The 12483-nt window shown below is 41.5% G+C and carries 10 protein-coding genes; 4 read left to right on the plus strand and 6 right to left on the minus strand.

From position 1 onward, the window contains the following. Nucleotides 1–94: 94 nt before the first annotated feature. The 4 genes from PU629_RS11800 to PU629_RS11815 form a co-directional block, all read right to left on the minus strand. Nucleotides 95–328 (minus strand): DUF2164 domain-containing protein, encoded by a 234-nt coding sequence (locus PU629_RS11800; protein WP_275280271.1) that lies wholly within the window; start codon nt 326–328, stop codon nt 95–97. Nucleotides 329–423: 95 nt separating this feature from the next. Then, nucleotides 424–855, minus strand: a complete 432-nt coding sequence (locus PU629_RS11805; RefSeq protein WP_275280272.1) for a BrxA/BrxB family bacilliredoxin — start codon at nt 853–855, stop codon at nt 424–426. Nucleotides 856–986: 131 nt separating this feature from the next. Next, nucleotides 987–2678, minus strand: coding sequence for a formate--tetrahydrofolate ligase (locus PU629_RS11810; protein WP_275280273.1), 1692 nt, complete (start codon nt 2676–2678; stop codon nt 987–989). 182 nt (nt 2679–2860) lie between these two features. Beyond that, on the minus strand, nt 2861–3274 hold the full coding sequence (locus PU629_RS11815; protein ID WP_275284409.1) for a VOC family protein: 414 nt from the start codon (nt 3272–3274) through the stop codon (nt 2861–2863). Between the two features lie 163 nt (nt 3275–3437). On the opposite strand from PU629_RS11815, the gene PU629_RS11820 reads away from it, so the two are divergent. The 3 genes from PU629_RS11820 to PU629_RS11830 are packed head-to-tail and all read left to right on the plus strand — an operon-like array spanning nt 3438 to nt 8403. Continuing rightward, the gene (locus PU629_RS11820) at nt 3438–3839 is read left to right on the plus strand and encodes a ribonuclease HI family protein (RefSeq protein WP_275280274.1); all 402 of its coding nucleotides are present in this window, start codon (nt 3438–3440) and stop codon (nt 3837–3839) included. Nucleotides 3840–3852: 13 nt separating this feature from the next. Then, nucleotides 3853–4779, plus strand: a complete 927-nt coding sequence (locus PU629_RS11825; protein ID WP_275280275.1) for a DMT family transporter — start codon at nt 3853–3855, stop codon at nt 4777–4779. Between the two features lie 9 nt (nt 4780–4788). Continuing rightward, the gene (locus PU629_RS11830) at nt 4789–8403 is read left to right on the plus strand and encodes a dynamin family protein (protein ID WP_275280276.1); all 3615 of its coding nucleotides are present in this window, start codon (nt 4789–4791) and stop codon (nt 8401–8403) included. A 53-nt stretch (nt 8404–8456) separates the two neighbouring features. Here the strand turns inward: PU629_RS11830 and PU629_RS11835 are convergent, their stop codons facing one another. Both PU629_RS11835 and cshA read right to left on the minus strand, forming a co-directional pair. Beyond that, on the minus strand, nt 8457–8687 hold the full coding sequence (locus PU629_RS11835; RefSeq protein ID WP_275280277.1) for an IDEAL domain-containing protein: 231 nt from the start codon (nt 8685–8687) through the stop codon (nt 8457–8459). Between the two features lie 376 nt (nt 8688–9063). After that, nucleotides 9064–10566 (minus strand): degradosome RNA helicase CshA, encoded by a 1503-nt coding sequence (gene cshA, locus PU629_RS11840; RefSeq protein WP_275280278.1) that lies wholly within the window; start codon nt 10564–10566, stop codon nt 9064–9066. A 384-nt stretch (nt 10567–10950) separates the two neighbouring features. Between cshA and zwf the strand changes: the two genes are divergently transcribed. Then, the gene (zwf, locus tag PU629_RS11845; RefSeq protein WP_481900430.1) at nt 10951–12414 is read left to right on the plus strand and encodes a glucose-6-phosphate dehydrogenase; all 1464 of its coding nucleotides are present in this window, start codon (nt 10951–10953) and stop codon (nt 12412–12414) included. Nucleotides 12415–12483: the final 69 nt, after the last annotated feature.

Raw genomic sequence — 12483 nt, forward strand, 5'->3', positions numbered from 1 at the left:
TCACCTCTTCTAACGATAATCCTTTTTCGACAAATTCTATCATAACAAATTTTGCGTGACATTGCACGAAAATCGAAAATAATGGATCCAGCTGTTAACGGACAGGCTTCATTAATACCTCAACCGCTTCGTCAATCGATTCTAATTGCGATAAAACCGTTTGCTTCACGTCTCGAATGGCACGATTATAAACAATAGGAGCAACCTTATCCGTCATAAATTCCAAAAAATTCTGAGCAGCGATCAAGCCAAGCTCCTCACCGCGTTCATTATAAAAATACTCTTGAATCGCTTCGGTGACCCACTTCTTCTCATCAGTTGAAAGCATATTCCCTTCACCTCCAGATTAATTCTTCATCATTTACGGCACAAAAAAAGGGCCAAGCAGTCATGCCGTACTTGGTCCTTCCTAAGTCTCTGTAATCAGCAATATTGGCTAAATGCTTGTTTTAAATTATCCACAATCGTTTCAATATCCTCATCTTCAATATCCTCACGAGGAATGAAATGAATAACCTCTTTTCCTTTTAGGAGCGCCATTGATGGAGAAGAAGGCTCATACCCATCAAAGTATTGGCGCATTTGAGCGGTGGCTTCTCGATCTTGCCCTGCAAAGACGGTTACTAAGTGGTCCGGTGTTGGCCCCTCTTGAAGAGCTTTCACGGCAGCGGGACGCGCGAGCCCTGCAGCACAACCACATACAGAATTGACGAAAACAAGTGTCGTCCCACTTGTCTCTTTCATATAATTATCCACTTCTTCAGGTGTGCGCAGCTCGGCAAACCCGGCAGTGGTAAGCTCTTCTCTCATTGGTTTGACAATCTGCTTCATGTATTCCTCATAGGCCATAGACATGCTGCATTCCCCCTATTAATCAATAAGTTATTAGCTAAACATTAGCATGCTTCTCTTTCGTAAGCAAGTAAACGGCTTGCCTATTAAATAACTTATAAACTAAACCTATGATGATTTAGAAAAAATAGGTACTAGAACAACCCTTTAACGATTCCGTCTTTCGTAATATCCATATTTAGAGCTGCAGGCTGTTTGGGCAACCCTGGCATCGTCATAATCGTACCTGTTATGGCTACAATAAAGCGAGCTCCTACAGATACGCGCAGTTCTCTAATTTGAATGGTAAAGTCGCGCGGACGTCCAAGTTTTTCCGGATCATCTGACAAAGAATATTGAGTTTTCGCCATGCATATGTAAAAATCATTCCAACCGTTCGCTTTAAATTCTTTAAGCTGCTTGGCGGCTTTTGGTGTTAACTCGATCCCCGATGCCCCGTACACTTTCGTTGCAATCGTCGCTAGTTTGTCCTCAATCTCTTGATTCAACTTATATAGCGGTTTGAACTGGTTCTCGCTTGTTTCAATGGTCGAAACGACAGCTCGAGCTAATGCTTCCCCACCTTCCCCGCCTTTCTCCCAAACACGAGTCAATGCACACTTATACCCAGCTTTATTTGCCCAATTTTCAACAAGAGCCACCTCTTGATCCGTATCGTGGATGAAGTGATTAAGAGCAATGACAAATGGGAGACCGAACGACTGAACGGTTTCAATATGCTTTTCAGCGTTCTCCAGGCCACGTTTAAGCGACTCAAGGTTCTCTGTCTTTAATTCCTCTATTTTCAACCCGCCATGCATCTTTAAGGCGCGAATGGTCACGACAATCACAACAGCACTTGGGTGAATCTCTCCCGCCCGTGTTTTGATGTTGAGAAATTTCTCTGCCCCGAGATCCGCCCCAAAGCCTGCTTCAGTAACCACATAATCGCCAAGCTTAGCAGAAAGTTTGGTTGCGACCACACTATTACAGCCATGTGCAATATTGGCAAATGGTCCGCCATGAACAAAAGCCGGTGTATTCTCAAGCGTTTGAACAAGGTTAGGATGAATCGCTTCTTTTAATAATAAGGCAAGAGCCCCTTCAATTTGCAGGTCTTTAACCGTAACGGGCTGCTTATTCGCATTATAAGCAACGACCATTTGACTTAATCGTTCTTTAAGATCATCAATATTCCTTGCTAGGCACAAAATAGCCATAATCTCAGAAGCAACTGTAATATCGAAGCCGTCTTCACGGGGAACTCCATTGACTGGCCCACCTAAGCCGACCACAATATTCCGCAAAGCACGATCATTAAGATCAAGCACTCTTTTCCACACGATACGTCTCGTATCAATCTTAAGCTCATTTCCTTGATGCAGATGATTATCTAATACCGCCGCAACAAGATTATGAGCCGTTGTTATCGCATGAAAGTCACCTGTAAAATGAAGATTAATATCTTGCATAGGAACAATTTGCGAATAGCCTCCACCACATGCCCCGCCTTTTAAACCCATATTTGGTCCAAGCGAAGGCTCGCGTAAGGCAATAATCGCTTTTTTGCCAATTCGATTCAGAGCTTGTCCCAAACCGACCGTAACGGTAGATTTTCCTTCCCCGGCAGGAGTTGGATTAATGGACGTGACCAAAATCACCTTGCCATCCTGTTTATCCTTTAGCTTGTCTAACAGATCAGCCTTAACCTTCCCTTTATAACGTCCATAAGGCTCCCAGTCCTCTTCATTCAAGCCTAATTGAGCGGCGATATCAGTGATCGGAAGGAGTGTTGCTTGTTGTGCAATTTCAATGTCTGTCTTTACCATCGTTGTCCCCTCTTCCATCCTTTTCTTACTTCTCTATTTAAGTTATGTAACATGTTAATCGCCATTTAATGGTAACATTGATACTTAGAAGCGTCATTATTACTTTTGTCCTATTAGAGGACCCAGTTAGGTTGGCGATTGCGATCTGCTCTTCTCACTTGACTAACCTTATTTGAGCAGCTGTCAGGTGTCTACCGTTTTCAAACCTGAGGATAATCACAATATTCGACAAGTGTTCCTTCAGTGGAGGCTGGATTCAAATAGACAAGACGCCGGCCGCGTTTATTGGTACGATAAGTATGTTCCAAAAAACGGATGCCCTGTTCTTTTGCTAGGAGCATGGCTTCTTCTAAGTCATCTACGCGAAAAGCAATATGATGAACACCTTTACCCTTAAGTTTCAGAAATTGGGCCATGGGGGAACTGGGACCAGTTGGTTCCATTAATTCTATATGTAAGCCTCCTAGTTCAAGTGCTGCCACATGAACTTCTACACCAGGCTGATCGCTTGTATAACGGTCTAAAAGGGATGCCCCTAATAAATCGGTATACATATTAATAGCGTCGTCCAATCGGCGAACTGCGATTCCAATATGATCAAATACTTTATCTATCATCCAATCATCTCCCTTTGTCACCTTAAAGTTAACATGGTTTGGTGCTAATTGAAACCCAAAATCGACTTTAAGCTTTTCACCTATTTTTAAATGTTGTATTTTATAAAGAGGACTTTTGTTCTAATTTTATTGAACTCGTGCAGCCAGAAAGGAAATGTCAATGGTAGATATTTATATCGATGGAGCAAGCGCTGGAGACCCCGGTCCTTCAGGAATCGGCATCATGATTAAAGATCCGGATGGCCCTCCTCTTGAATACAGCTTGCCAATCGGCATTAAGAGTAATCACGAGGCCGAGTTTGAGGCGCTTATCCAAGCTCTTAAAATAGCTCAACAGAAAGGCTATCGTCTCTTATCTGTCAAAACGGATTCTCAGCTTGTTGATCGCTCTTTTAACAAACGCTATGTCAAAAATAAAGATTATTTGCCATTATTAGATCAAATCTTAACTCTTGAAACGCATTTTGATCATGTCTTTGTCAAATGGATTCCAAGCAGTCAAAACAAAAAAACAGATCAGCTAGCACGAATCGCCATCCAACAACAAAAAAAGCAGAAATGAGGGTTCCTTTGACATGAAAAAAATGTGGGTAGCGGATGTTGGCTTATTAGTTGTAGCCTTTATTTGGGGGACAACATTCGTCGTTGTTCAAGATGCAGTCGCTGTCATTCCTCCGCTTATCTTTAATGGATGGCGTTTCTTAACAGGAGCTCTAGTTCTCCTAAGCATTTATCTGTTTTTACCTGACAAAAGTAAAAAAGATATAAACTGGAAATTGATCCGAAATGGAATGCTTCTTGGTCTTATTTTATTCATTGGATACGGGACACAAACGCTCGGACTCTTGTATACAACGAGTTCGAAGGCAGCCTTTATAACCGGATTAAGTGTTATATTAGTACCTTTATTATCTTTTTTATTTCTGAAACAAGCACCTAAGAAAACCGCTTTAATTGGCGTTATTTTAGCGACAATAGGACTTTACCTTCTAACAATGGTCAATTCACTATCATTAAACCGCGGTGATTTATTAGCTCTCTTCTGCGCATTTGCTTTTGGACTTCATATTATAATGACGGCGAAAATAACAAATGAGTTTTCGAGCTTTCTTCTGACCATTGTACAGCTTCTGACCGTTTCATTATTAAGTTTTGTAAGCGGGAGTCTTTTAAACGGCCTGCCGGCAACCTTTGATATCACACCTTTTAAAAACGGGCAAGTGCTCTTCGCTTGCCTATTTACGGCCGTTTTTGCAACCGCCATTGCCTTTTTGTTTCAAACACGGCTGCAACGCTATACGTCACCGACACATGTTGGGCTCATTTTTATTATGGAGCCTGTCTTCGCTGCTCTGACTGCTTTAATATGGGCTCATGAATCATTAAAACCTGCCACTGAGATTGGCGGTTTATTGATTATTGCAGGAATGGTTCTTGCAGAATGGCCAGAGAAAACAAAAAAACGGCTTGTACAGTCGGGAAAAACCATACAAGAAAAGTGAGGGTTCATCATGACATACTCAACTTTAGAAGAACAGCAACTCGGGAAGCTTTGGGAGCTCTATTTGAGTTTCAGAGATTCAGGAGATGACCGAGGGGCTCGCCGACTTTTTAAATTATTGGAAAAGAAAGTTCGTAACTGGCAGGCTGCTTGCTTCTGCGGCCATTTCTCTGCCGGAAAATCCACATTACTTAATACCTTGCTCTCAGAAGATCTCTTACCAACTAGTCCTATTCCGACAAGCGGGAACCTTGTACGATTAGAACCTGGTGAAGAATCTGTTCGGGTCGTCTATAAAAATGGCGAATCGATAGTAATGGCCCCTCCCTATAACTTGGCACAGCTCAAAGAATGGGCAAAAAACACTGAAGAAATTGATGAAGTCCGCATTCATATGGGGAATACCTTTCCGTCCAATTGGATGCTATTTGACACACCTGGAATTGATGCGACCGACCGCGATCACCAAGCAGCAACAGAAGATGCTGTCTTTCTTGCCGATTCTGTGATCTATGTAGCGGATTACAACCACATTCAATCAGAAGCCAATTTTGAATTTCTTGATCGAGTGCAGCGTTTAGGCCGCCCCATCTATCTGATTGTCAACCAAATCGATAAACATCAAGAAAATGAAATTCCATTCATCGTCTACAAAAATCGGATAGAAAGTTCACTTAAAGAATGGGACATCCAAGTTGAGCGGGTCTTCTTTCTTTCTCTTAAAGATCTCAACCACCCAAATAATGATTGGGAATTATTTAAAGCCTTCATGACAGATCTGTCTCAAACGAAGTCTGCCCAAAGCCCCTTAGATTCAGTGATCGATGCCCTTATTCAAGACCATAAACAATGGTGGAAAGAGACCCATGAGGTAGAACTTCCTCATCCTATTGACGGCAGTCTCGAGGCTAAAGCACATGAACTTCAAGTCGAGGTCGATGCCATGAAAAAGCAAGCAGAACTCACTTCTATCAAAGATTGGCTCGATCAAGCGAAGCAGACTATTTCACGCACGATCGAATCGGCTGTACTTACCCCTTATGAAACTCGAGAACTAGCAAAAGCTTATCTAGAAGCGATTCAACCAGATTTTAAGGTCGGTTTTTTCTCATCAAAAGCAAAGATTCAAAAAGTGCGCGAAGAACGTCTGCAGGCCTTGCTAGAGGATCTTAAAAGCCGGATTCAAACGTTGAATTGGCAAACCGGCGATACCTTTTATAAAGTGGTCGAACCGCTCGCAGCTCAAAAAGATAAAGTCAAACAACTGAGTCAAGAACTTCACATTGACATTGATGAAGCTTTTATACAAAAGCACATCAATAACAGCGCTCATTTGACCGGGGCTTATATTCTTAAATTTGCAGATACATTAGCGAGTGCGATTCAAAAGAAAATGCGGCTTGCTGTTAAGGATCAGCTTGAAGCGCTTGAGCCCGAATTAGCTGAGGCTTATCAGACATCCAACAAAGACAAGGATCTACTATTACAAGAGAAGAATCAAGAACTCCTTATCTACAAAAAAGCGATTGATGCCGAGCGGCAAGAACGTTATCACTTTAACAAACTTGAATCTATATTAAATGAGTCCATTGTTCTAACGGAAGCGATGCACAGAGAGATCGAAGACGAGGTTGCCTCCCCGCCTGTTTTTAATGTCGATTCCAACAATTTTCAAGCAAAGGACTTACAAACATCACAAACGATTAAGGCTTCAGCGACCGAGACCGTTGAACCTCTGGAAAAAGAATCAGAATTAGCTTTAACGATGAAGGACCTGAAACAAGCGAGTAAAGTCTTAATGAATGCAAAAGGATTTGAGAAGCTGGCCGCTGAGTTATTAGGCTCGCTCAACAGGCTTGAACATAAGCAACTTACGGTGGCTTTATTTGGGGCATTTAGTGCCGGAAAATCTTCCTTTGCAAATGCTCTATTAGGGGAATCGGCGTTAAAAGTATCCCCTCACCCAACAACAGCAGTCGTTAATCGCATCTTGCCTGTGGATGAAGCCCATACACATGGTCAAATGATTTTATTCATGAAAACAGAGAATGCTCTTCTTCAGGACGTTCAACGTGCTTTAAAACCATTTGGAAGAACGCTTGAGTCATTAGACGAACTCGAGAAAACCGTTCGTTCATTGCCGCAGCTCGGTACAGGCTATTCAAAAGGAAAACTCTACCTTGCCTTTTTACAGGCGGTCATTAAAGGGCTGTCTGACGTACGGGAGCAGCTTGGTCAGCAAGTAATGGTCGATATGTCAGCAGGACACGAAATTGTCGCTGATGAGACAAAAGCCTGCTTAATTGATCGTGTCGACCTATATTTTGATTGTGAAGCCACTCGCCGTGGCATGATTCTCGTCGATACCCCTGGAGCCGACTCATTAAATGCCAGACATACGGAAACAGCTTACAAGTATATTCAAAATGCCGATGCCATCGTCTTTGTCACTTACTATCAGCATGCTTTTTCTCGAGCGGATGAAACCTTCTTGCGTCAGTTAGGACGTATACAAGATGCTTTTGAACGAGATAAGTTCTTCTTTATTGTGAATGCCATTGATCTTGCTCGCAATGAAGAGGAACGGAATCAAGTCACCCAATTTGTCACGCAACAATTAACAAACCTTGGGATGCATTCCCCACGTCTTTTCGGTTTATCGAGTCTTCAGGCGCTTAAAGCACGACAAAAATCTGATGAAACCCTTTACGAGGAATCAGGTTTTGATAGCTTTATGAAGGATTGGAGCCGATTTGTTGAACATGACCTGATCGAACAGACATTAAGAGGCGTAGTTAATGAACTAGAGCATTCTGCAAGGCTACTAGATGATTTTATTGAAAAGGGCAAAATGACTGAAGAAGAACGTGAACACGTTCTTGATCAACTGAAGGAAGAGCTAAATAGAGCCATAGATAAAGTGAGCCATGCGAATTCGGCCTGGTTGGATCAAGAACTCACCCAAACGATTGAGGAATTGTTCTACTATGTAAAACAACGTCTGTCACTCCAGCTAACCGAACAGTTTTCGAGATTTTTTAATCCTTCTGTTCTACGCCAAGATTCAAGTTCCAAACAGATGGCCATCAGTGCGTGTTTGGAAGAATGCTTAAGCTTCTTAAGCAATGAATTGGAGCAAGAAATCAGGTCGACGGCTATTCGAGTTGAGGCCTCTTTAAACAAAATGCTTAAAACTTACCGAACTCAATTAAGTGAGGCGATCGATAAACATTGGGCGCTTCGAGAACTCGAGCCCATTAACTGGGAATCGGCTTCTATACCTTACGATTTTATCGATATTCCTCGTGCTCCATTAGAGAAAACGTTTAGACTTTACAAAAATCCGAAGCAATTCTTTGTTGAAAATGGCATTAAGACTTTTAAAGAAGAACTTCTTAGCCTGTTGTCTCCTGCTATGAACAGTTATATAGATGAGGCGATGACCCAATTTCAGAACCTTTATCAAGAGCAGTTAGACAAGATGATTCCTCAATTAAGATCCACCACGGTTGAGGAATTAAAAGCGCAGTACACTCAAAAACACGAGTCAATTCGCGAAGCAAGCGAACGTCAAGAGTCATACCAAGAGGTTCGAAAACACTTGGAAGAAATAGGGATCTCTTAACATAAAAAGGATTATCGCTTTTGCGATAATCCTTTTAAAATATCGTTCATCATTTAACGTGTTAAACTTATATACTCAGCGGTTAAGGTCATAAAGAGTTGTTCATCCTTTGAATCTAGACACTGGTCAATCAGGGCTTCGAGGTGTTTAATTCTCGCTTTTGTAATGATATCATCCGTAATAAGTTTAGCGAGTTCCTTATCAATTGTAACTAATTGCTCTCCACTTTCATAAGATGAGGGCTTGGATCTCATTGATTGTTCTCGGGAATGCTCTGACTTCATGGTCTATTCCCCCTTAGCCTTTATTTTTATTATACCACCGATTCTGATTATTTCAATATTTCCGATTAAAAAAAGTGGTCATGTATCAAGCCTTTTTCCCTTTGACTCTTTTTGGGTTCTCCTTCTTTGAAAACCCTTACAATATGTTTATTCACGAGACAGATCAATCATGCTTACAAAGGACAAGTTAACCCATTTTTAAACATCTTTTTTTAATTTTAGTTAAATCATGTAATTCTGGGCCCATACCTTACTCTACTCAAGGAACAAAAAAAGGTGCTTAACCATTCAAAAAAAATTAGTCATTTTTAATTTGAGCATAAAAAAAAAGAAACCAACCGTTAAATGGCTGATTCCTTCTTTGTTGACGATTTGATTAACCTCTTGATGCCGGTTGACGCCGACCTTGTCCTGAGCGACTGGAACGCTCATAGCGATCTCGACGCTCACCGCGATCAAAACGTTTACGATCACCGCCATGTCCGTGACCGCTGCCATTACGGCTGCTGTGTCCGCCTGGACGGCGATTACGACCACCGGATTGATTCCGTTGACGTTTTACTTGTAACGGTGGTTCAGATGTCAGTTTGATTGGCTTTTCATCTTCTTCATCCGTTGCAAGCATTAAAGCAGCGGCAAGCAAATCAACAGGCTCTGCTTCTTTAAGCAAGCTTTCAGCAATTGCTTTGTAATTTTGAAGTTTATTGCTTTGTAAAGCTTTTTGCAGAGAATCCAAAGTGGACAACTGACGTGCTTTTAAGGCTTCTTCCTCAGTTGGAATAGGAAGTTGCTCAATCTTATGCTTAATCGTCTTCTCTACATTATATAAATGTTCTTTCTCGGGATAAGTAACAAAGGTTACGGCCATCCCTTTCTTTCCAGCACGGCCTGTACGTCCAATACGGTGAACATAACTTTCAGGGTCTTGCGGCATATCGAAATTGTACACATGTGAGATATCACTAATGTCAATTCCACGTGCTGCAACATCTGTCGCGACAAGAATATTAACCCGCTTAGCCTTAAAGTCATTCATGACTTGGTCACGTTTATTTTGCGTGAGATCTCCATGTAATCCTTTGGCTGGATACCCTTTCTTACGAAGAGCTGCCGTTAATTCATCTACACGGCGTTTCGTACGCCCAAAAACAATCGCCCGTTCTGGGGTTTGTATGTCAATAAGCCGCGTAAATACGTCAAACTTTTCGCGTTCTCTCATGAACAAAAAGCGCTGATTAATGCGATCCACCGTTAACGTTTTAGCCTTAATCTTAATTTCAATTGGTTCTTTCATGAACCGATCGGCTAATCGACGAATCTCAGGTGGCATCGTTGCTGAAAAAAGGAGTGTTTGTCGTTCGTTTGGAACACTTTCGAGAATCGATTGAATATCGTCAATGAAACCCATATTAAGCATTTCGTCGGCTTCATCTAAAACAACGGTTTGTACATGATCTAAACGTATGGTTTTCCGACGAATATGATCAAGCAAACGACCAGGCGTCGATGAGATGATGTGAGGACGGCGCTTCAAGCCGCGAATTTGCTTCCCAATATCTTCTCCACCATAAACAGCAAGTGTGCGAATGCCTTTAAATCGCCCTAAATTTTGGAGCTCTTCTGCAACTTGGACAGCAAGCTCACGTGTAGGTGCGATGATTAATCCTTGAACATCACCGGATTGAGTATCCGCTTTTTCAATCAAAGGAATACCAAATGCTGCTGTTTTACCGGTTCCAGTCTGAGCCTGACCGATCACATCTTTACCTTGAATAGCTGGACCAATTGCTTGTTCTTGAATTGGTGTCGGGCTCGTAAATCCCATTTCTTGTATTGCCTTCAATAAATCTTGACTTAGTCCTAATGTCTCAAAATCCATCTTTCGTTTTGATAACTCCTTTTGTCACCTCTAAGAAGAGTGTGAGAACAGATTTCCTTTTATCAACGACGAAGGCATTTTCCGGAGAGCGGAAAATGCCCACGCGCTTTCTTCACTATGATTAACGATAACAAAAGCTCAAGAAAAAAGCAATTGATTTCACTTAAATGTATCAATTCTTCGTAGAGGCATTATTTTACTGGCATTTATAGAATCCCCGCTTACCCCTTCTCTATGCTTAAAATATTTTAGGATCCCCCTCCTGTTTTCCATCAAATTTTTTTATTATAAAATCCAAAATCTGAATCTTGTCTACTTTCGGAAATAACCTTATAATTTAAAAATGGACTTAAATGATAGTTCCCTAAAAAGTGAGGTTAAAAAATGGTAATGAATGAATCCTCTAGTATGATCCTCTTTGGAGCGACGGGTGACCTAGCACAGCGGAAGCTCTATCCCGCCCTTCATCGGCTGTATAAAAAAAGAAAGAAACCTTTTGCCATGATAGGGGTTGCTAGGAGACCCTATAATCATGAAACGTTTCGTGAGATGATCAAAAATTCTGTTGAAGCACAAGGTGAAACATGTGATCAAAGCTTTCTAGATACTTGCTTTTATTTTTCATTGGATGTACAAGACACAGAGAATTATAGGGGTTTAAAAGAATTGGCTGAAAAAGTGGATCTGGATTTTGGATTGTATGGAAATCGAATCTTCTATCTAGCTTTAGCTCCAGAATTCTTCGGTATTGTAACAAATAAATTGAAAGAATCTGGATTGACTAAAGGAAATGGCTGGAAAAGGTTAGTCATTGAAAAACCGTTTGGCCGTGACCTTGAGAGTGCTGAAATTCTTAATAAAGAAATCCGTTCCTCTTTTGAAGAAGATGAGATTTATCGCATTGACCATTATTTAGGTAAAGATATGATTCAAAACATCCAAGTCATTCGTTTTGCCAATCCTATCTTTGAGTCGATTTGGAATAATCATCACATTGCAAATGTCCAGATTACGTCAAGCGAAACACTCGGTGTTGAGGAGCGCGCCAGTTACTATGATCGAACAGGCGCCCTTATGGACATGGTACAAAACCACATGCTCCAAATGGTGGCTTTGACAGCCATGGAACCTCCAAGCCGAATGGTAACGGAGGATATTCGTGACGAGAAAGTAAAGGTACTGCGCTCTATCCGACCGGTCGATGTCTCAAACGTTGGAGATCTAATTGTAAGAGGTCAATATGGCAGTGGTACTTTACCGAATGGTTTGCCTGCCATAGCTTACAGAGAGGAAGAAAACATCTCAAGAGACTCCGAAACGGATACTTATGTGGCCGCCAAATTATTTATCGATAATTTTCGTTGGGCGGGCGTCCCTTTTTACATTCGAACAGGAAAACGGCTCAAAACGAAATCAACAGAAATTATCATTCAATTTAAAGAGGCACCCGCTAATCCCTACTTTAAAACCTTTACGAACATGAAACCTAATCTGCTTGTCATTCATGTCCAGCCTTATGAAGGAATCACACTAAAATTAAACGCAAAGAATTTTGCCCATCCTATGGATACACTGCCCATTAAAATGGAATTTGCTCATACAGATGAATTCAATACAACGAGTGAAGCCTATGAGCGTTTAATATCGGATTGCATGCGCGGTGACTCTACTAATTTTACTCGTTGGGATGAAGTCGCCTTATCCTGGCATTATGTCGATGGGATTAAAGAAGCCTTAAAGAAAAAGAATCCACCACTCGCCTTTTATGAATCCGGAACAATGGGACCAATAGCAGCCGACGATCTGCTAGCCAAAGACGGAACCATTTGGTGGCCACTATCTCAATAAATTGGAAAAAACGGGGACAGACCTCAACCTTCAGTGAATCATCGTGCAGAGGTCTGTCCCCAACAAACC

This window comes from Pullulanibacillus sp. KACC 23026, assembly GCF_029094525.1.
In the GTDB taxonomy this organism is placed as follows: Bacteria; Bacillota; Bacilli; order Bacillales; family Sporolactobacillaceae; genus KACC-23026.

Bases quoted from the DNA above. Each gene is read 5' to 3' on its own strand.
- PU629_RS11820 (WP_275280274.1), top strand. From the start codon at position 3,438: ATGGTAGATATTTATATCGATGGAGCAAGCGCTGGAGACCCCGGTCCT.
- PU629_RS11830 (WP_275280276.1), top strand. From the start codon at position 4,789: ATGACATACTCAACTTTAGAAGAACAGCAACTCGGGAAGCTTTGGGAG.
- PU629_RS11835 (WP_275280277.1), bottom strand. From the start codon at position 8,687: ATGAAGTCAGAGCATTCCCGAGAACAATCAATGAGATCCAAGCCCTCA.
- zwf (WP_481900430.1), top strand. From the start codon at position 10,951: ATGGTAATGAATGAATCCTCTAGTATGATCCTCTTTGGAGCGACGGGT.
- PU629_RS11825 (WP_275280275.1), top strand. From the start codon at position 3,853: ATGAAAAAAATGTGGGTAGCGGATGTTGGCTTATTAGTTGTAGCCTTT.
- cshA (WP_275280278.1), bottom strand. From the start codon at position 10,566: ATGGATTTTGAGACATTAGGACTAAGTCAAGATTTATTGAAGGCAATA.
- PU629_RS11810 (WP_275280273.1), bottom strand. From the start codon at position 2,678: ATGGAAGAGGGGACAACGATGGTAAAGACAGACATTGAAATTGCACAA.
- PU629_RS11805 (WP_275280272.1), bottom strand. From the start codon at position 855: ATGTCTATGGCCTATGAGGAATACATGAAGCAGATTGTCAAACCAATG.
- PU629_RS11800 (WP_275280271.1), bottom strand. From the start codon at position 328: ATGCTTTCAACTGATGAGAAGAAGTGGGTCACCGAAGCGATTCAAGAG.